Source organism: Tessaracoccus flavus (assembly GCF_001997295.1).
GTDB classification, from domain to species: domain Bacteria; phylum Actinomycetota; class Actinomycetes; order Propionibacteriales; family Propionibacteriaceae; genus Arachnia; species Arachnia flava.
Window position 1 is genome coordinate 1734334 of the sequence record NZ_CP019605.1, and the last position, 19979, is coordinate 1754312.

The following is a 19979-nucleotide window of genomic DNA, read 5'->3' on the forward strand; positions in this document are numbered from 1 at the left end:
CGGTGCTCTAATGTCCGTCCATGAAGAGCCGATCACTCTCGCTTCTGGCCGCGGGCACTCTCGCCGTGTCCACGCTCATCGCCACCCCGTCCATCGCGCACGCCGACATCGCCGTCGACCGGCAGGACGCCGCTTCGGTCCGTGCCGCCACCCAGGAGGTCTCCCGAATGACCGCCCTGCCTGCCAACTGGACGGGCTCCACCCGCACCTGCGCTCCCGGCACCACGTCCTCGGCGCACCGGGCCGCCACCCTCAGCACGATCAACCTCATGCGCTCGTTCGTCGGTCAGGAACCCGTGGTCGAGGACCCCCAGTGGAGCGCCAAGGCCGCCCAGGCCGCGCTCATGATGGCCGCCGCGGACCGTCTCAGCCACTACCCGGACTCGACCTGGCCCTGTTACACCCCGGACGGGGCCGAGGCCGCGGCCCGCTCCAACCTCGCCTACTTCAACGACGGGATGGGTGGGGGACGGACCGGAGCGTCGTCGATCCTGCAGTACATGGACGATCAGGGCGCGCAGAACCGGGCCGTCGGGCACCGGATGTGGCTCCTCGACCCACGCGCCACCCAGATGGGGTGGGCGGACACGACCACCACCAACGCCACGTGGGTGGTGGGCGAGTTCACCGGCAGCAGTCCGCGCACGGGCGACCGCTGGGTCACCTGGCCGTCGGAGGGATTCTTCCCTCATCAACTGCTGCCGACGAGTAGGCGCTGGTCGTTCAGCTCCCGCGAAACGATCGACGAACTCTCCGCCGCGACCATCTCGGTCCGTGGCCCCGACGGCCCAATCGCCGTCACCGAGGTGTTTCGCACCAGCGAACTCCTCGTGTGGGAGATGCCCACCCTTCCGGTCCCGACCGGAAGCGGATCGGCCGTCTACACGGTCACGATCAGCGGCATCCGTCGCATCGTGGGCGAACCGCCGGTCTCCCACTCCTACCAGGTCAAGGTGATCGACGGGATGTGGGTGGACGTCTACACGACGCCGGGTACGCACCACGTCGGGGGCCGCGACTGGCGCACCACCTGCTCGAAGTACTCGTCGACGGTGGAACGCTGCCGCGCGGAGATCCGCGCCACCGTGGTCACCTACGCCAACGGCCGGTTCACCTCGACGACAGGCTGGGCGTTCAACAACCTCAGCTACAAGCCGAGCAGTCGCGCGCAATGGGCCACCAACCCTCTGGCCATCAGGGGCGAGCACATCATCGACGGCCGGAGGTGGCGCACCCGCTGCGACGACGAGTGGACAGGGCGCGGTGCCTGCCGCTCGGAGATCTGGGCGACCGTGCCGGTCCTCGAAGACGGGCGCTGGACGCTCGGTCAGAAGTTCGTCTTCAACAACGTGGTCTACTTCTCCGACTGACGCGCTGCACTTCCCAGTAGCTCGACGGCGTGGTCGAGGCCCGCCGTCGAGCCGCTGGAGCCGCTCATCATCCGGGCGAGTTCGGCTGGTCGCTCCTCGGCCGACAGCAGCGCGACGTCAGAGGTGGTGACCTGACCCGTCGACGACTTCGCGACGACGAAATGAGCGTCGGCGAACGCCGCTACCTGGGCGAGGTGCGTCACCACGATGACCTGGCTGCGCGTCGCGAGCCGCTGCAGACGGCGGCCGATCTCCAGCCCGACGGCGCCTCCGACGCCGGCGTCGACCTCGTCGAAGACGAACGTATGACCCTCCTCCGCGTCGGCGAGCACGACCTCGAGCGCCAGCCGCACGCGGGACAGCTCACCGCCGGACGCGACCCTGCCCAGCGGTGCCGGCGTCGAGCCCGGGTTGGCCGAGAACAGCAGTTCGATCCGGTCGGCGCCGTGGGGGCCGAGGTCGGCATCGGAGATATCGAAGCGGAGCCGGGCGTGCGGCATGGCCAGCGCGCTCAGCTCGCGCGTGACCTGCTCCTCCAGGGTCGCGGCGGCCTCGCGCCGACGGGCGGAGATCATGGCCGCGTCGGCCGCCAGTTGCTCGTCGAGCTCCTCGACACGACGGCGCAGCTCCCCGATCCGCTCGTCGCTGCCCACGAGTTCGACGAGCCGGGCGGCCGACTCCCGCGCCCACTGCAGCACCTCGTCGACGCTGTGACCGTACTTCCTGGTGAGGCAGGCCAACTGCGACCGCCGCTGCCCCACGGCCTCGAGCCGAAGCGGGTCGGCCACAAGGTCGGCGACGTAACCCGCCACGTCGCCCGCGAGGTCCGCCGCGAGCATGCCCAGCTCCACCGCCCGGTCGGCCAACTGCTGGGCAGCCTCGTCCCGGCCAGCGAGCTGGGCGAGCGCCTTCCGTGACTCGCCGATCAGCGCCACCGCCGACGGCGCATCGAAGTTGTCCTCGGCCCCGCTCATCGCTTCCTGCGCGGCGGCCGCCAGGGCGCGCAGGTCGTCGAGGTCCACGAGTCGGGCCTGTTCCGCCGCCAGGGCCTCATCTTCGCCGGGTTGCGGGTCGACCCCCTCGATCTCGCTCAGGCCGAACCGGAGCATGTCCGCCTCACGGGCACGAGCCATGGACTCGTCCTCAAGGCGGGCGAGCTCCGCGGCCGCGGCCCGGCGCTCCGTGAAAGCGGCGCGGTAACGTTCAAGTTCGGCGGGTTGGGCGTAGGCGTCCAGCACCTCCCGCTGCCGTTCTGGGGAAGAGAGTCGGATCTGCTCCGACTGGCCGTGGATGGTGGCGATCTCCCCGATGACGTCCGCGAGCGCGGTGACGGGGACCCCCGCCCCGCCCAGCACGGCACGGGACCGGCCCTGGGCCGAGACCTGCCGCAGGGTGACCAACTCGTCGCCGTCGATGTCCCCGCCGAGATCTCGCACGCGATCGGCGACGGGCGGCGGGACCAGCCAGCGCCCCTCGACCACAGCCTTCGGCTGCCCGTGGCGCACCACACCGGCGTCCCCGCGCGCCCCGAGAAGCTGCCCAAGCCCCGCCACGATCATGGTCTTGCCGGCGCCTGTCTCGCCCGTGAGCGCCGTGAGCCCCGGCCCCAGTTCGAGCGTGGCCTCCTCGACGACCCCGAAGCCGGTGAGCCTCAGTGACTCGAGCATCACTTCTCGCTTCGCTTGCGCCATCCCTCGACGGGCAGCGCGAACTTCTTGACCAGGCGCGTGGTGAACGGCTGCTCGCTCAGGCGGGCGATCCGGGTCTGGTGATCATCCGAGGTGACGACGACGCGCTCCCCCGGCTGGAGTTCATGGCTGCGCCGGCCGTCGCACCACAGGATGCCGAGCGTGGGGGCGTAGTCCGGGGTGTCAAGTTCCACGGTCGAGCTGGGGCTGAGCACCATGGGTCGGTTGAACAGCGCGTGGGCGGCCAACGGAACCACCAGCATCGCCTGGACGTCGGGCCAGATGACCGGGCCGCCGGCGGAGAATCCGTAGGCCGTCGATCCCGTCGGCGTCGACACCAGCACCCCGTCGCAACCCCACCGCGACAGCGGCCGGCCATCGATACTGACCAGCACGTTGAGCATCCGCTCACGCGCGAGCTTCTCCATGGACACTTCGTTGACCGCGGGGGATGTCCAGGACACCGACCCATCCGCCGCGATCACCTTCACGCGTAGCGCCAGCCTCTCCTCGACGAGGTACTGGCGGCGCTCCACGACTGCGGGTAGGGCATGGATGTCGGAGGGCTCAAGCTCCGCGAGGAACCCGACGTGTCCCAGGTTGACGCCAAGCAGCGGCACCCCCAACGGGAGAGCCCACTCGGCGGCGCGGAGAATGGTGCCGTCCCCTCCGAAGACGACCGCCAGTTCCGCCGGGGTACCGTCGAGGGGGGCGATTCGGGCGTCGGGCACCAGCGGTTGCAGACGCTCGATGTCGCTGTCGAAAACGAGGAACGCGAACCCCATGGCATGGAGGTCGCCCATGAAGACGGCGGCCTTCTCCAATGCCTCCTCGCGCTCGGGATGGACGAGCACGGCAATGGTTCGCTGGTTCACATGCCCAGCCTAGCCAGTGAACTTGATGAAGTATTCGACGTTACCCGCAGACCCCGGCAGCACGCTCTGCCCCCGCCAGACCTCGCGCCAGCCGAATTGCGCCGCGGCCGCAGCGATCCTGTCCACCGCTTCGACGCGCAGCGCAGGATCCCGCACGATCCCTCCCGACCCGAGCCGTTCCCGACCCACCTCGAACTGTGGCTTGACCAACAGCAGGGCTGAGCCACCCGCGGCCAACGTCGGGGCGAGGCTGGGCAGCAGCAGCGACAGGGAGATGAACGAGACATCGCCGACGATGAGGTCGACGGGGTGGCCGTCCAGGTGATCGAGGGTCAGATCCCTCAGGTTCAGTCCTTCCCGAACTCGCACGCGGGGATCTCCTTGGAGACTGTCGACCAGCTGCCCGTGCCCGACGTCCACCGCGTAGACGGTCTCGGCGCCGCGCTCCAGGCAGACCTGCGTGAATCCGCCTGTGCTGGCGCCGGCGTCGAGGACGCGGCCGGGCACCGCGGTTCCGGACTGGTCGAGCGCCCCGATGAGCTTGTGCGCGGCGCGCGAGACCCAGCCGTCGGTGGTGGAGCTCAGGGCGTCGTGGTCGCCCACGGCCTGCGAAGCCTTGCCCGCGGGCTTGCCGTTGACCGAGACGAGACCCTCCCGGATGAGAGAGGCGGCGTGGGTCCTCGACCGGGCCAGGCCCCGCTCGACGAGTGCCAGATCCAGTCTCATCGCCCCATGCCGGGGATGCCCAGCTGGGAGACTCCTGGATCGTTGTTGAGGACAGCGGCAAGCACGCTCTGCGCCTCGCTCAGCCGGTCAGCCTGCTCCCCCAACGGTAGCGAGTCGACGTCGTCGAGCGCCGCCATGGCGGCCTCGACGAGTTCGACCCGCCGCACGTCCGACGGCGCAGCGCTCCGCGGAGTCGGCGTGGTCATCGGAGCGTGTCCAGGGAGTTGAGGACCGCGCTGATGTCGCAGTCGTACCTCCACCTGGCCTGCAGAGCGGCCCACAGCGCGTCGAGCTGTTCATCACGGGTGACGGGACGGGTGGACAGGTAGCCGCAACCGTTACTGAGATCAACTTCCTGGTAACCGCACACGATTCGCTGGCTCTGGAACTCCGCCTCCCGCGGCGGCTCGAGGAGCGCCGAGGCGTCGTAGCCGATGTAGGTCGGTCGGTACTCCGGAGCAGCCTCGGCGAGGTCGAGCTTGCCGTGGGCCCCGGTGAAGACGAACAACGAATCCATCTGCACGTTGTTCGCGCCGAGAATGTCGGTGTCGGTGCGATCTCCCACGAAGATCGGACGCTCAGAGCCGAGGCGCAGGACCGTCTCGTCCAGCAAGGGTCTGAACGGTTTGCCCGCGATCTTCGGCTCGACGTCCACACACACGCGCACGACGGCCAGCTGCGAGCCCAGCCCCGGCACGATTCCGCGATCGGACGGCCTGGTCAGGTCGGGGTTCGTGGCGTACCAGGCGGCGCCGCGCTGGACCGCCAACGCCGCTTCCTCCAACCGTTGCCACTCGATGGTCGGGTGGTAGCCCTGCACGACGGCCACCGGCTCGTCGTCAAGCGATCCGACGACGGTGAATCCCGCCTCGGTGAGTTGCTCCGCGAGCGCGGCAGTCCCCACGGCGAGGACAGTAGCCCCAGCGGGAAGGTCGTCGGCCAGCATCCGCAGGGTGGCCTGGGTGGAGTTGACCACATCGGCCCCGCCGGCGTGGATGCCCAGCTCGACGAGATGCGCGGCCACCGCTGCCGGGGTACGCGCCGCGTTGTTGGTCACGAAACCGAGGCGAGTGCCTCGCGAACGCAGCTCATCCACCGCTTCCGGAATCCCCTCCACGGCGACCGGTCCGAGGTAGATAACTCCGTCCAGGTCGAACAGCGCGGCGTCATAGTCCGCTGCCAGCGCCCTCACTTGTCGTCCCCCTCGCCGTCGGGATCGATCTGATCGGCCTCAGCAGGAACGCTCCCGTCGGTCTCCTCGTCGTCGGAATCGCGCAGACGGTCCTCGTCGTCTTCCGAGTCGTCGTCCTCCTCGGAATCGTCCTCGTCGGAATCGTCCTCGGCCGCGTCATCGTCCTCGTCGGAGTCGTCGTCATCTGAGTCGTCATCCTCGTCGGAGTCGCCCTCGTCGTCGTCGTCGTCGGAGTCGTTCGGGTCGTCATCATCCGAGTCGTCGTCGCGGTCGCCCCACTCCACCTCGACGTCGTCCCAATCCTCGTCATCCTCGGCGTCGTCGTCTTCATCCTCCTCGTCCGGGGTGAAGTCCGGCAGTACCACCCCGTCGAGAGCAGCGATGCGGTCAGAAAGGTCGAGCACGCCACCCGGATCCATGGAGGCTGCGGACGTGAACCACTCCCGCGCGCCGGCGGTATCGCCATCGAGCTCCAGCATGTTCGCCAGCGCGTAGCGCAGCCTTGCCTGCGCCAACGGAGACCCGATCTTCCGGCTGATAGCGGCCTTGAGCAGCCGGTACGCCTCAGCCTCTTGGCCGAGATCCCGACGGATGCCCGCCTCCACGAGTAGACACTCGATCCGCAGGTTGACGTCCTTGGTCGACTCATCGAGTTCGGCAAGGACCTCGAGCGCATCACGCGGGCGGCCCAGCGCCCGCTCGCAGTCGGCGATCACGGGCAGGAGTTCGTCGCCTCCGGTCATGCGCCGGATTGCCCGGAACTCGCGGAGCGCGACGGCGTATTCTCCCGCCGCGTAGGCGGTCTCCGCCGCGGCCTCCCGCACGATGGGGAGCCGTCCCGCCCGACGGCGCGCCGCCTCGGCGTGCCGGAAGGCGAGTTCGGGGTCAACGTCGACAAGCTGGCCGGCGGCCCAGATGTGGGCACCGACGATGTCGGCCAAATCCTTGGGCAGGCCCTTGAGCTCTGCCCGGACTCCGAACGGCAGTTCAGTATCGATGTAGTCGCGAGGCGTTTCCGGCTCGTCCTCACGCGGTGCGGTCCCTGGCCGATGAACCCTTTCCTCACGGTCGTCGTCGCGCCGTCTGTTGAAGGGCCGCTCGCCATCACCCCGTGGTCCGCGATCATCCCGATCGCCCCAGGAGCTACGCTCGCCTCCACGATCGTCGCGCCGGTCGTAGGAGCGACGCTCACCGTCCTGACGCGGGCCGCGGTTATCGCGATCACCGAAGGATCGGCGCTCACCGCCACGGTTGTCGCGATCCCCATAGGGCCGCCGCTCACCGTCCTGACGGGGACCACGGTCATCGCGACGGGGCCCACGGTTGTCGCGATCGCCGTAGGGACGTCGCTCGCCGTCCTGACGGGGACCACGGTCGTCCCGACGTGGGCCGCGGTTGTCGCGGTCACCGAAGGATCTGCGCTCACCGCCACGGTTGTCGCGATCCCCATAGGGACGGCGCTCACCGTCCTGGCGGGGACCACGGTCATCGCGACGGGGCCCACGGTTGTCGCGATCACCATAGGATCGGCGCTCAACGCCACGGTTGTCGCGATCCCCATAGGGACGGCGCTCGCCGTCCTGGCGCGGGCCACGGTCGTCCCGACGGGGCCCACGGTTGTCGCGGTCACCGAAGGATCGGCGCTCTCCCCCGCGGTCGTCGCGGCTACCCCACGACCGACGCTCACCGTCCTGCCGCGGGCCGCGGTTGTCGCGATCACCGAAGGATCTGCGCTCGCCGCCACGGTTGTCGCGGTCGCCATAGGATCGGCGCTCACCGCCGCGATTGTCACGGTCACCATAGGGACGGCGCTCGCCGTCCTGACGCGGGCCGCGGTTGTCGCGATCCCCAAAAGACCTGCGCTCGCCCCCGCGGTCGTCGCGGTTACCCCACGAACGACGCTCGCCGTCCTGACGCGGGCCCCGGTCGTCCCGGCGAGGGCCGCGGTTGTCTCGTCCACCGGATGATCGACGCTCCCCGTTTCCTCCCCTGTTCTCCCAGGGGCGTCCTCCGCGGTCGTCATCCCGACGGGGCCGGCGGTCGTCGTTCGGGGTCGATTCATCAGTCATACCCCCATCATCCCAGCAGGCGGCCCCAGTGCCCAATCGGGACCTGAGCAGGGGCCGGACGCAAAAAACCCCCCGACCGTGGTCGGGGGGTTTTGTTTGTAAGTCCGGCGGCGTCCTAGTCTCCCACAAGGTCCCCCTTGCAGTACCATCGGCGCTGAGAGGCTTAACTTCCGGGTTCGGGATGGGACCGGGTGTTTCCCTCTCGCTATGGCCACCGAAACACTATGGAGAGTGATCGGGCTCAGCTCGATTTGTGTTGAGTTGTGCTCCCGACCGTATCTCGGGAACCTCACAGTGGACGCGTAGCATCTTTGTAGAAACAAGCCCTCGGCCTATTAGTATCGGTCAGCTCCATGCATTGCTGCACTTCCACATCCGACCTATCACCCCGTGGTCTACAGGGGGCCTTACCAGATTATTCTGTGGGAGTCCTCATCTTGAAGTATGCTTCCCGCTTAGATGCTTTCAGCGGTTATCACTTCCGAACGTAGCCAACCAGCCGTGCTTTTGGTAAACAACTGGCACACCAGAGGTTCGTCCGTCCCGGTCCTCTCGTACTAAGGACAGCTCTTCTCAAGACTCCTACGCGCGCAGCGGATAGGGACCGAACTGTCTCACGACGTTCTAAACCCAGCTCGCGTGCCGCTTTAATGGGCGAACAGCCCAACCCTTGGGACCGACTCCAGCCCCAGGATGCGACGAGCCGACATCGAGGTGCCAAACCATGCCGTCGCTATGGACGCTCGGGCAAGATCAGCCTGTTATCCCCGGGGTACCTTTTATCCGTTGAGTCCTGGCGCTTCCATGTGCCACCAGAAGATCACTAGTCCCGACTTTCGTCCCTGCTCGAGATGTCTCTCTCGCAGTCAAGCTCCCTTGTGCACTTACACTCGAAACCTGATTGCCAACCAGGCTGAGGGAACCTTTGGGCGCCTCCGTTACCTTTTAGGAGGCGACCGCCCCAGTCAAACTACCCATCAGGCACTGTCCCTGATCCAGATAATGGACCTAGGTTAGATAACCAGAGTGACCAGAGTGGTATTTCAACGATGACTCCACCTGAACTGGCGTCCAAGCTTCAAAGTCTCCCACCTATCCTACACAAGTCACACCGATCACCAATACCAAACTATAGTAAAGGTCCCGGGGTCTTTCCGTCCTGCTGCGCGTAACGAGCATCTTTACTCGTAGTGCAATTTCGCCGAGTTCATGGTGGAGACAGCGCCCAAATCGTTACTCCATTCGTGCAGGTCGGAACTTACCCGACAAGGAATTTCGCTACCTTAGGATGGTTATAGTTACCACCGCCGTTTACTGGGGCTTAAGTTCAAGGCTTCGCCGTGAGGCTAACCCTTCCCCTTAACCTTCCAGCACCGGGCAGGAGTCAGTCCGTATACATCGTCTTTCGACTTGGCACGGACCTGTGTTTTTAGTAAACAGTCGCTTGGGCCTGGTCTCTGCGACCCTCGACGCTTTCAGAGTAAATCCTAATACGTCTCAGGTCCCCCTTATTCCGAAGTTACGGGGGTATTTTGCCGAGTTCCTTCACCATGATTATCTCGATCGCCTTGGTATTCTCTACCTATCCACCTGTGTCGGTTTGGGGTACGGGCGGCTAATATCTCGCTCACGAAGCTTTTCTAGGCAGCATAGGATCACTCTTACGTTACTAAATGTAACGACACATCATGTCTCAGGCTTCACGAGACGCGGATTTGCCTACGTCTCACCCTACGCACTTGACCCGGTATTTCCATAACCGAGAAGAGCTACCTTCCTGCGTCCCTCCGCAGCTTGCCTAATACGAGTTCGGGTCACAGACTCAGTCTGCATCAGTCCGAAGACGTCCACAGACCTTGCGTGCTTAGCATCACTCGGTTCGGCAGGGGCGATATTTCGCCGGTACGGGAATATCAACCCGTTGTCCATCGACTACGCCTGTCGGCCTCGCCTTAGGTCCCGACTTACCCAGGGCAGATTAGCTTGACCCTGGAACCCTTGGATATTCGGCGGACGGGTTTCTCACCCGTCTTTCGCTACTCATGCCTGCATTCTCACTCGTGTGCTCTCCACGGCTGGGTTACCCCGCCGCTTCACTGTGTACACGACGCTCCCCTACCCATCCATACGACCTTACAGCCATAACGTATGAATGCCATAGCTTCGGCGGTTAACTTGAGCCCCGCTAAATTGTCGGCGCAGAATCACTTGACCAGTGAGCTATTACGCACTCTTTCAAGGGTGGCTGCTTCCAAGCCAACCTCCTGGTTGTCTCCGCAACTCCACATCCTTTTCCACTTAGTTAACGCTTAGGGGCCTTAGCTGATGATCTGGGCTGTTTCCCTCTCGACTATGAAGCTTATCCCCCACAGTCTCACTGCCGCACTCTCACTTACCGGCATTCGGAGTTTGACTGATTTCGGTAAGCTTGTGGGCCCCCTAGACCATTCAGTGCTCTACCTCCGGTAAGAAACATGCGACGCTGCACCTAAATGCATTTCGGGGAGAACCAGCTATCACGGAGTTTGATTGGCCTTTCACCCCTATCCACAGCTCATCTCCTCGGTTTTCAACCCAAGTGAGTTCGGTCCTCCACGACGTCTTACCGTCGCTTCAACCTGGCCATGGATAGATCACTCCGCTTCGGGTCTAGAGCATGCGACTCAAACGCCCTATTAGGACTTGCTTTCGCTACGGCTTCCCCACACGGGTTAACCTCGCCACACACCACTAACTCGCAGGCTCATTCTTCAAAAGGCACGCCGTCACCCTTACGGGCTCCGACGGATTGTATGCGATCGGTTTCAGGTACTATTTCACTCCCCTCCCGGGGTACTTTTCACCTTTCCCTCACGGTACTTGTCCGCTATCGGTCACCAAGGAGTATTTAGGCTTAGCGGATGGTCCCGCCAGATTCATGCGGAATTTCAGGGGTTCCGCATTACTTGGGGTGACGCTCGAGAGTGATCAACTTACGTTTACAGGAGTGTTACCTTCTTTGCTGTGGCCTTCGCAGCACACTTCAACTTCACTGATCATTTCTTACTCTCTGACTGCTTGACAGCACAGTCTGAGCGGCCCCTCAACACCCTAATTGCAACGCCTGTCAGCTATCACACAACTAAGGTTTGGCCTCTTCCGCTTTCGCTCGCCACTACTCACGGAATCACTGTTGTTTTCTCTTCCTGTGGGTACTGAGATGTTTCACTTCCCCACGTTCCCTCCAACTGCCCTATGTGTTCAGGCAGAGGTTGCCGGACATGACTCCGGTATTTCAAGGTTTCCCTATTCGGAAATCCACGGATCAAAGCTCGTTTACCAGCTCCCCATGGCTTATCGCAGGTTACAACGTCCTTCATCGGCTCTTGGTGCCAAGGCATCCACCGATCGCACTTAGTAGCTTGTTATATCTACAAAGATGCTCGCGTCCACTGTGAAGTTCTCAAGATACGGGCGGGCCCAGGTCGACCGACACCACAAAGTGCCACCCGGCGCTGGTCCGCGTAGAAGGCGCTGCCAAAGCAACCGACCCTTCAGGACCCAACAGCGTGCTCAGGTCTCAATCAGCCGGCTGCATTCCACTCCCGAAAACGGGTTGTACTAACAGACACGACATCAATCGACTTAATAATCAATGTTCCACATTCCGGTGCCTGCTCGCCCAGGAACGAACGCCCTGGAAACGAACATTGGACAGCAGCGCAACGCGCTCCTGCCAAAGGCTCCTTAGAAAGGATGTGATCCAGCCGCACCTTCCGGTACGGCTACCTTGTTACGACTTAGTCCTAATTACCGGTCCCACCTTCGACGGCTCCCTCCACAAGGGTTGGGCCACCGGCTTCGGGTGTTACCGACTTTCATGACTTGACGGGCGGTGTGTACAAGCCCCGGGAACGTATTCACCGCAGCGTTGCTGATCTGCGATTACTAGCGACTCCGACTTCATGGGGTCGAGTTGCAGACCCCAATCCGAACTGAGACCGGCTTTTTGAGATTCGCTCACCCTTGCAGGTTCGCAGCTCTTTGTACCGGCCATTGTAGCATGCGTGAAGCCCTGGACATAAGGGGCATGATGACTTGACGTCATCCCCACCTTCCTCCGAGTTGACCCCGGCGGTCTCCTATGAGTCCCCGGCATTATCCGCTGGCAACATAGGACGAGGGTTGCGCTCGTTGCGGGACTTAACCCAACATCTCACGACACGAGCTGACGACAGCCATGCACCACCTGTATACCGACCAAAAAGGGGCACCTATCTCTAGATGTTTCCGGCATATGTCAAACCCAGGTAAGGTTCTTCGCGTTGCATCGAATTAATCCGCATGCTCCGCCGCTTGTGCGGGGCCCCGTCAATTCCTTTGAGTTTTAGCCTTGCGGCCGTACTCCCCAGGCGGGGTACTTAATGCGTTAGCTGCGGCACGGAGAACGTGGAATGTTCCCCACACCTAGTACCCACCGTTTACGGCGTGGACTACCAGGGTATCTAAGCCTGTTTGCTCCCCACGCTTTCGCTTCTCAGCGTCAGGAAAGGTCCAGAGATCCGCCTTCGCCACTGGTGTTCCTCCTGATATCTACGCATTCCACCGCTTCACCAGGAATTCCAATCTCCCCTACCTTCCTCAAGTCTGCCCGTATCGGAAGCAGGCTCAGGGTTAAGCCCTGAGTTTTCACTCCCGACGCGACAAACCGCCTACAAGCTCTTTACGCCCAATAAATCCGGACAACGCTCGCACCCTACGTATCACCGCGGCTGCTGGCACGTAGTTAGCCGGTGCTTCTTCTGCAGGTACCGTCACTTTCGCTTCGTCCCTGCTGAAAGCGGTTTACAACCCGAAGGCCGTCATCCCGCACGCGGCGTTGCTGCATCAGGCTTCCGCCCATTGTGCAATATTCCCCACTGCTGCCTCCCGTAGGAGTTTGGGCCGTATCTCAGTCCCAATGTGGCCGGTCACCCTCTCAGGCCGGCTACCCGTCGAAGCCTTGGTGAGCCATTACCTCACCAACAAGCTGATAGGCCGCGAGTCCATCCCTAACCGCCGGAGCTTTCAAACTTCATACATGCGTAGGAAGTTCATATCCGGTATTAGCACCTGTTTCCAGGAGTTATCCCAGTGTTAGGGGCAGGTTACTCACGTGTTACTCACCCGTTCGCCACTCGTGTACCCCCGAAGGGGCCTTACCGTTCGACTTGCATGTGTTAAGCACGCCGCCAGCGTTCGTCCTGAGCCAGGATCAAACTCTCCGTTGAAATTTATCGGTACAGGAAAACCTGTTTAACCGTCAACTGTGTTTGACACTGACAGGATCCAATTGCTGGATCTATCAATTAATCAAAGGAATCCGTACCTGACCTAAACCAGGTGACGGGTTCGCACGCCTGCAGGACAAAAGCCCCACAAACAGTGCATTGCTTCTAGCACCAAACGAGGGACAAACCCCCACTCAATGCTGAAATTTGGCATTGACTTTAAGCACGCTGTTGAGTTCTCAAGTTTCGGGTGCGTCCCGCGCCTCATCTTCACGAATCGGCTTGGGGCAACTCGACCAACCTTACTTTCAAACAATCCCCGATGTCAAATCGACGACCATCCAAAACTTCAGTTATCCGCCGCTACAGCGACCATCCCAACCTTACTCCCAGCGCCCAACCCAGTCAAATCGCTCTGACAAACGGATCGAACCACCAAAAACAGCCCAACCCCCAACTGACTAGGGGCTAAAGCACAAGACAGACGCTCACGCGGCTCGTCCTACGATACTCCCACCCACACACACCGTCAAATCGGGGGTACCACACACCGTGGATGACTCGGCCACCGAGGTGTCAGCCCTAGTGAACCTGCACCCGGTCTCCTAGGACGAGGGCCTGCGGGTTCAGGGGGCGTCCAACACAGCGCATGGCCAGAGCTTGGCCTCGTGCAGCACCGTATAGGCCGCGGCCTCTTTGCCCTCTCCCCCCGGTTGGGTTCCATCCCGGCTTTCCCGCTCCTGCGATCAGCACAACCGGACGCGGGAGTGCCTTGGGTCTCAGAGGACACGCCCCCAACCTGTCAGTTCGCGGAGAACATGGCGGACGAGGAATCGACGGTGGGCGCCGCTTCCTCCGGACCCTCCGGCAGCGGATTCTGCACCCTCCACCTCGGCACCATAGGAGCTCATCCGCCACAATCGCGACCAGCCCGCGACGGTCGTGGTCCCCCTCCGGCAGGCTGAGCGACCGTGCGTCTCTCGAACCCCAGATTCTTGGAGGTCGAATCGAGTGCAGGGACGACCCTCCGGCGTCCTTCTACCCTCCCAGGCACCCACGCCGTGGAAGACCTGGTGGACTTGGTCCGCGCGGTGCCCCACCCGGCCAGACCAGCAAGTCAGTGGTACGCATCCCGGCCGTGCCGGCCAGGATGTAGGGGCACGGAAACCGCAGGCAGGACGAGGCCTCAGGCGCGTAGGTCGGGTGGACTTCGAGGGGATCCTCGTTGCTCACCATCCGCCGCCCGTGATCGCGTCGGTAGGTGCAATATCGGTCTCAGGGATGGGTTTGACCACGGATCCTTTGGAGAGGTAGCGCCGCTCGTCGGTGGTCCAGTCGTCGTTGGTGTCGGCCAGCACCGTTCCGACGAGCCGGATAACGGCTGCTCGTTGGAAGATGCCCACGACGCCGGCTCTGCGTTTGACCTCCCCGTTGACCCCTCGAAGGGCTGGGTCGGCCAGATCTTGGTCCAGTGGGCGCGCGGGAACGTCGCAGAAGCGAGGACTTCGGCTCTGGCGTTGTTCATGTGGGCTCCGATCTTCGGGTAGCGGGCAGCGAGTGGTGCTCTCGCACCTGGTCCCCGGTCACGCCGACCGCCTCGTGGGTGGATTGAGACAAGGTCGTGCGGAACACCGCTGCAACCATCTCGGCCTGGGCCCGGGAGACGTGGGCCAGAAGGTTGCGGACGTAGTGGAGGCGGCAGCGTTCATGCGCAGCGCCCTGGAAACTTCGTCGGATCGCTGCGGTCAAGCCGGTGTGCAGGTCGGAGATCCAGCCGGGCCGGCCAGTTCGAGGCGCCGGGTCCGGAGCCAGCCGACCTCCTCTTCGAGACCGGCACCGACCCGAGACACCTCTGATTTGGAGACCCGGTGCCACCCAGCGCAACCACCAGGTCGTCGACAGCGCTCGTCGAGAGGCCGTCGATGTCAGCCTCCATCACGACCGCGCAGAGCGCCCGGCCTATCCGTCGGCGGAGTACCAGCACCGACGGGAGGAACGAGCCCCAGCTAAGTTACGGGATCGCCACCTCGACCGTGTCAGCTTTCGACATGACCTCGCGCAGGGTGTGATCCATTGCGATGGGTTGAACGATGGGCGGTTCACGCCGGAGGCTCCAGACCCTCAGCTCCTTGAAGGCTGTCTAGCAAGCTTCGCGCACCAGACCGCTCCCTGTCCGTGCTGCAGGCCTTCCTCCGTCGTCGGGCAGATCAGCGGCGAGTCCATTCCGATGGTGCGCAACCTAGGCTGCGCGAACGGCGCGCAGTCGGTCCACGTCGTCGCCGACCAGCAAGCCAACCGTTCCACCAGCGCGACAGCCGGCACGTCCAGGGCCGCTACCCAACAGACCAATCACGGCCGCGACCTCGGGACCGGCCGTCAGGCCGAATTGTTGAACTCAGGCCGAAATGTTGAACTCAGGTTAGGCTCGCGGCCAGTCGGCGCAACCCTTCCTTCTCCTACACACCGCACCAATCCGGCTCTTCCCAGATGAGGGTGTAGCGCACGTCGCGCGGCGGGCCGGCACGGCTGCTGGACATGGTCGAAGGACGCTCCAAGCAGGCGTTCAAGACCTGGCTGGCCGACCGCCCGCAGGAGTGGCGCGACGGCGTGGAGGTGGTCGCGATGGACGGCTTCACCGGGTTCAAGACCGCCGCCGTCGAGGAACTGCCCGACGTGGTGACCGTGCTAGATCCCTTCCACGTCACGCGCCTCGCTGGCGAGGCGCTCGATGAGTGCCGACGGCGAGTTCAGCAGGGCATCTGTGGGCACCGCGGCCGCGCGGCGGGCGTCTGCCGCGTGGTCTTCGAGTACGCAGATGGCAGCCTCAAGGTGCTCGAGGGAGACGCGCAGGCCGAGGGCCCCGTCTGGGCCGGTGAGGCTGAGAAGGTCGGCGGGAGCGACTTCCTCAATCAGGTGCGGGGCCGCTGGCTCGATCAGCGGCTGGCCGTCGGAGGGCCAGATGAAGAGGCGATCATCCACTCGATGGCCTGCCCCGCACCCGACCACTACCTCGTGGCCCACCCCCTCGAGGACGTTCTGGCGGGCTGGATCTGCGACGCCTCCTCCGCCGAGGTCTGGCAGTCGGTGCTGGAGCCGAGCCTCGCCCAGCAGATCGCGGGCGAGATCCGCGACAATTCCACCCCCGTCGACGGCAACCTGCCCATCACCGATGTCTCGGTGTCGCTGATGGTGCCCTGGGGCGAGGCCACCCCCCTTCGCATGCTGACCAACGAGCCCGGCTTCCTCTGGGTCTCCGAGCAGGGGGCCATGCAGTATCAGCCCTCTGCCGACGTGGAGCGGGAGATCGCCAGCCTCCTGAACGCCTGACGACGACGCTGACGCCGGCTCCCCGATCCGCCGGCCGGCCCCACCTCCCTGGGGCCGGCCGGTTTGTGCATCCCGCGCCCCAGCTAGTGGCCGACGGTTAGGGCTCATCGTGAGCAATCAGCCCCAGCGACGGTGTGTCGGCGGGCGGCGCGGCGACGCCGAACCTCGGCCATGGAAGATTGGTGCCAGATCGTGTCAACCAGACCGGCAGCCCGAGGCGTGTTAGAAGGCACAAGGAGGTGTCCATGACTGAGCACCAGGTCGACGAGGCCATCGGATTCGAGCGATTCGTCGCTCGCCGTGGCCGCGATCTCTGGCGCGCAGCCTGGCTGCTGACCAACGACTCGCAACACGCGGAGGATCTGGTGCAGACCGCACTGGCCAAGACGTGGGGTCGTTACGACGCGATCGGCAACGATGCGCAGTTTGAGGCCTACGTCCGCACGACCATCTACCGCACGTTCGTGTCGTGGTGGCGCAAGATGAGCTGGCGCAACGAGCGCCCGAGCGAAACCTTGGCGGATTCGGCCTCAGCTGAGGGCTCGGCCCATCTCAGGATGGATCTCATGCGTGCCCTCGACGAGCTGCCCAGAATGCAGCGCGCGGTGCTGGTCCTGCAGTACTTCGAGGACCTGTCGATCGACGAGATCGCCAAGCAACTCGGCGTCAGCAGCGGGACGGTCAAGACACACTCCAGTCGGGGACGCGCAGCCTTGCGCGATTCCGCCCATCTCATCGAAGCTGGAGTTCTGACATGAATGACAAGCTCTCCGACGCCTTCAAGAGCGTCATCCCCGAGCCGCCGCCGACGACGGGATGGGTCGCCGGCGCCCGCCGCAAGCGGCGCAACACCCGCCTCGCGATCAGCGGAGTGGCGGCCGCCGCCGTCGTAGCCCTGGCGATCCCGGTGGCCCTCAACCTGCCATCCGTCCGCGAGCCGCTCGTGGCCTCCCCGGCGCCCACGCCGAGCGCCACGGCCTCGAGCGAACCCACCCAGACGCCGAGCGTCGCGCCCACCCAGACCTCCTCTCCCGAGCCGACGATCGCGCTGACGGACATCCCGAGTCCTGACCCCGTCGAGAGTCCTGGCGCGCCCAGTGAGCCAGGCCCTACGTTGGAGCCGGCTGGTTCCGATGTGCCCGGATCATGGGCCTGCTACAACGAGGACGGCCGCGCTCCGCTGCTCAACGCGAACACGGGGGAGGACCTTCCCACAGGCGTGGGACGAGCGTTCCTCTGCGGCGACGGACACGAGGGGTTCGGGGTCGTCGGGCCCCTCGACCCGCTGGTGATCGAGCCTGACCGGATCATCGAACTCTTTGAGGCGCAGCCCGAGTACGTGGAGGTCCCGGACTGCGGCTATGAGGCGTCGGACCCCTACCGGATCGTCTTGGAGTACCTGAATGGCGACAAGTGGATCATCAGTGGTTACGGCGAGGAGTGTCAGCCCCTCACTGACGGCACCACCCAGAAGGCCGGGGAGGGCTTCCGTGACAAGGTCGTAGCCCTCTGGCAGGAGCAACGCGCAGCGGTCAGCCCCCCGGCTCCGCCAGCCGCAACCGACGCCCTCAACTGTGCGCCGGCTCAGTACCCGATGATTCCGATGACCCTCGGCGACGCAACTGCGGGGATCTTCTGCTCCCAGCTCGATCAGGAGGATCCCGTCGAGAAGGTCGTGCTCGCACCGGAGCTCGTGGACCGTCTGGTCCAGGCCGCGACCAGCGAGGCGGTGGCCGGGTACCCGGAAGCGGCCCCGGGCGAGGCGTCGGGCACGCTGATCCTGACCAACGGGTGGGGAGACATCTTCCCCGTGATGCGCCACGGAGACCAGTACGCCTATGTGGGTGACTCAGAGATGATGGTCTGGACGCCGCAGGACGAGTTGGCACAGGCGCTTGACAACGCCTTTGGCTGAGAGCCCGTCGCGGCGGAGGCCCCGATTTGACTGCCTTCTGCCGCCTCGACGAACTCGGCTTCGTTGTCACCGGGCAGCGACTCGAGCCGGATCGTGCCGTATTGGCCTGCCAGGTGGTCGGGCCCGACCAGTGGTGCTGGCGCTGCGGCTGCGAAGGGAGACCACGTGACACCGTGGTCCGACGGCTTGCCCACGAACCACTGGGCTGGCGGCCCACGACGCTGGAGGTCGTCGTGCGCCGTTACCGCTGCAGCGGCTGCGGGTATGTGTGGCGCCAGGACACCACCGCCGCGGCCGAGCCCCGGGCCAAGTTGTCTCGGCGCGCTCTGCGGTGGGCGCTGGAAGGGATCGTGGTCCAGCACCTGACCGTGGCTCGGGTCGCCGAGGGGCTCGGGGTGGCCTGGGACACCGCCAACGACGCCGTTCTGGCCGAGGGCAGGCGGGTGCTGATCGACGAGGAGCACCGCTTCGAGGGGGTGAAGGTCGTCGGGGTCGATGAGCACGTGTGGAGGCGCACCCGTCGCGGCGACAGGTACGTCACCGTGATCATCGACCTTACCCCAGTGCGAGTTGGCACCGGCCCGGCACGGCTGCTGGACATGGTCGAAGGACGCTCCAAGCAGGCGTTCAAGACCTGGCTGGCCGACCGCCCGCAGGAGTGGCGCGACGGCGTGGAGGTGGTCGCGATGGACGGCTTCACCGGGTTCAAGACCGCCGCCGTCGAGGAACTGCCCGACGTGGTGACCGTGCTAGATCCCTTCCACGTCACGCGCCTCGCTGACGAGGCGCTCGATGAGTGCCGACGGCGAGTTCAGCAGGCCATCTGTGGGCACCGCGGCCGCAAGGGCGACCCGCTCTATGCCGCCCGCCGGACCCTGTCCACCGGCGCCGACCTGCTCAACGACAAGCAGAAGGACCGACTGGACACCCTGTTCGCCGACGACGCCCACGTCGAGGTCGAGGTCACCTGGAGCGTCTACCAGCGCATGATCGCCGCCTACCGCCACGAGAACCGGCGCCACGGCCGCGAGCTGATGGCCCGGCTCATCGACTCGATCAGCACCGGCGTCCCCAAGGCCCTGGTCGAGATCACCAAGCTCGGCAGGACGCTGAAGAAGCGCGCCGCCGACGTCCTGGCCTACTTCGACCGGCCCAGCACCTCCAACGGGCCCACCGAGGCGATCAACGGCAGGCTCGAGCACCTGCGCGGCTCGGCGCTGGGGTTCCGCAACCTGACCAACTACATCGCCAGATCCCTGCTCGAGACCGGCGGGTTCAGACCCCGACTACACCCTGGATTCGGATGAGCCACCAATCCCACCGCCCCCAGCGACCGCGGTAGGTCCCGTCCATGAGATCGCTGGAAGGCCGGCCGAAGCAGCGCAAAAATACAAAAACCCCCCGACCGTGGTCGGGGGTTTTGTTTGTAAGTCCGGCGGCGTCCTAGTCTCCCACAAGGTCCCCCTTGCAGTACCATCGGCGCTGAGAGGCTTAACTTCCGGGTTCGGGATGGGACCGGGTGTTTCCCTCTCGCTATGGCCACCGAAACACTATGGAGAGTGATCGGG

Annotated in this window: 11 protein-coding genes, 4 rRNA genes and 2 pseudogenes; 6 read left to right on the forward strand and 11 right to left on the reverse strand. The window is 64.6% G+C overall.

Annotated features, from left to right (window positions below; genetic code table 11):
* The first annotated feature begins 20 nt into the window (after nucleotides 1–20).
* On the forward strand, nucleotides 21–1370 hold the full coding sequence (locus RPIT_RS08010) for a CAP domain-containing protein (protein ID WP_077342160.1): 1350 nt from the start codon (nucleotides 21–23) through the stop codon (nucleotides 1368–1370).
* Here RPIT_RS08010 and recN read toward each other — a convergent pair.
* From recN to RPIT_RS15005, 6 genes are read right to left on the reverse strand one after another with little or no spacing between them, the layout of a single operon-like run.
* Nucleotides 1355–3037, reverse strand: a complete 1683-nt coding sequence (gene recN / locus RPIT_RS08015) for a DNA repair protein RecN (protein WP_077342162.1) — start codon at nucleotides 3035–3037, stop codon at nucleotides 1355–1357. The two genes, RPIT_RS08010 and recN, sit on opposite strands and share 16 nt — an antisense overlap.
* Entirely contained in the window at nucleotides 3037–3933 is an 897-nt protein-coding gene (locus RPIT_RS08020; protein ID WP_077342164.1) for an NAD kinase, read from the reverse strand. The genes recN and RPIT_RS08020 overlap by 1 nt, the downstream gene beginning before the upstream one ends.
* 9 nt (nucleotides 3934–3942) lie before the next feature.
* Complete coding sequence (locus RPIT_RS08025; protein ID WP_077342166.1) at nucleotides 3943–4659, reverse strand: TlyA family RNA methyltransferase; 717 nt, start codon at nucleotides 4657–4659, stop codon at nucleotides 3943–3945.
* Nucleotides 4656–4865: a hypothetical protein gene (locus RPIT_RS08030; protein ID WP_077342168.1), complete on the reverse strand. Its 210-nt coding sequence runs from the start codon at nucleotides 4863–4865 to the stop codon at nucleotides 4656–4658. The genes RPIT_RS08025 and RPIT_RS08030 overlap by 4 nt, the downstream gene beginning before the upstream one ends.
* Nucleotides 4862–5851, reverse strand: a complete 990-nt coding sequence (locus tag RPIT_RS08035; protein WP_077342170.1) for an HAD-IIA family hydrolase — start codon at nucleotides 5849–5851, stop codon at nucleotides 4862–4864. Before RPIT_RS08035 ends, RPIT_RS08030 begins: the two co-directional genes overlap by 4 nt.
* Complete coding sequence (locus tag RPIT_RS15005) at nucleotides 5848–6792, reverse strand: tetratricopeptide repeat protein (RefSeq protein WP_157633344.1); 945 nt, start codon at nucleotides 6790–6792, stop codon at nucleotides 5848–5850. Before RPIT_RS15005 ends, RPIT_RS08035 begins: the two co-directional genes overlap by 4 nt.
* A 108-nt stretch (nucleotides 6793–6900) precedes the next feature.
* Here RPIT_RS15005 and RPIT_RS08045 point away from each other — a divergent pair, with 108 nt between their 5' ends.
* Nucleotides 6901–7818 carry a ribonuclease E domain-containing protein gene (locus RPIT_RS08045; RefSeq protein WP_077342172.1) on the forward strand — a complete coding sequence of 306 codons (918 nt, stop codon included), beginning with the start codon at nucleotides 6901–6903 and terminating at the stop codon, nucleotides 7816–7818.
* Nucleotides 7819–8022: 204 nt separating this feature from the next.
* Here RPIT_RS08045 and rrf (RPIT_RS08050) read toward each other — a convergent pair.
* The 4 genes and pseudogenes from rrf (RPIT_RS08050) to RPIT_RS16135 all read right to left on the reverse strand — a co-directional run.
* Nucleotides 8023–8139 (reverse strand): 5S ribosomal RNA (gene rrf, locus RPIT_RS08050).
* A 96-nt stretch (nucleotides 8140–8235) separates the two neighbouring features.
* Nucleotides 8236–11327 (reverse strand): 23S ribosomal RNA (locus tag RPIT_RS08055).
* Between the two features lie 323 nt (nucleotides 11328–11650).
* A 16S ribosomal RNA gene (locus RPIT_RS08060) occupies nucleotides 11651–13169 on the reverse strand.
* The 16S, 23S and 5S rRNA genes sit together here, the layout of an rRNA operon.
* Before the next feature lie 1229 nt (nucleotides 13170–14398).
* Nucleotides 14399–15268 (reverse strand): annotated as a pseudogene (locus RPIT_RS16135) (transposase); the annotation flags it as partial.
* A gap of 415 nt (nucleotides 15269–15683) precedes the next feature.
* Here RPIT_RS16135 and RPIT_RS08070 point away from each other — a divergent pair.
* The 4 genes and pseudogenes from RPIT_RS08070 to RPIT_RS08090 form a co-directional block, all read left to right on the forward strand.
* Nucleotides 15684–15947 (forward strand): annotated as a pseudogene (locus RPIT_RS08070) (ISL3 family transposase); the annotation flags it as partial.
* 794 nt (nucleotides 15948–16741) lie between these two features.
* Nucleotides 16742–17254 (forward strand): SigE family RNA polymerase sigma factor, encoded by a 513-nt coding sequence (locus tag RPIT_RS08075; protein WP_077342173.1) that lies wholly within the window; start codon nucleotides 16742–16744, stop codon nucleotides 17252–17254.
* Complete coding sequence (locus tag RPIT_RS08085; protein ID WP_093665149.1) at nucleotides 17251–18411, forward strand: hypothetical protein; 1161 nt, start codon at nucleotides 17251–17253, stop codon at nucleotides 18409–18411. Before RPIT_RS08075 ends, RPIT_RS08085 begins: the two co-directional genes overlap by 4 nt.
* A complete protein-coding gene (locus RPIT_RS08090) occupies nucleotides 18408–19718 on the forward strand; it encodes an ISL3 family transposase (RefSeq protein WP_077342179.1) in 1311 nt (436 codons plus the stop codon). The genes RPIT_RS08085 and RPIT_RS08090 overlap by 4 nt, the downstream gene beginning before the upstream one ends.
* Nucleotides 19719–19841: 123 nt before the next feature.
* On the opposite strand, the gene rrf (RPIT_RS08095) is transcribed toward RPIT_RS08090, so the two are convergent.
* Nucleotides 19842–19958, reverse strand: a 5S ribosomal RNA gene (gene rrf, locus RPIT_RS08095).
* Nucleotides 19959–19979: the final 21 nt, after the last annotated feature.

What these genes read in the sequence shown, in the direction of transcription:
- RPIT_RS08010 (WP_077342160.1), top strand. Translation starts at nt 21, where the DNA reads ATGAAGAGCCGATCACTCTCGCTTCTGGCCGCGGGCACTCTCGCCGTG.
- RPIT_RS08085 (WP_093665149.1), top strand. Translation starts at nt 17,251, where the DNA reads ATGAATGACAAGCTCTCCGACGCCTTCAAGAGCGTCATCCCCGAGCCG.
- RPIT_RS08045 (WP_077342172.1), top strand. Translation starts at nt 6,901, where the DNA reads ATGAACCCTTTCCTCACGGTCGTCGTCGCGCCGTCTGTTGAAGGGCCG.
- RPIT_RS08075 (WP_077342173.1), top strand. Translation starts at nt 16,742, where the DNA reads ATGACTGAGCACCAGGTCGACGAGGCCATCGGATTCGAGCGATTCGTC.
- RPIT_RS08025 (WP_077342166.1), bottom strand. Translation starts at nt 4,659, where the DNA reads ATGAGACTGGATCTGGCACTCGTCGAGCGGGGCCTGGCCCGGTCGAGG.
- RPIT_RS08030 (WP_077342168.1), bottom strand. Translation starts at nt 4,865, where the DNA reads ATGACCACGCCGACTCCGCGGAGCGCTGCGCCGTCGGACGTGCGGCGG.
- recN (WP_077342162.1), bottom strand. Translation starts at nt 3,037, where the DNA reads ATGCTCGAGTCACTGAGGCTCACCGGCTTCGGGGTCGTCGAGGAGGCC.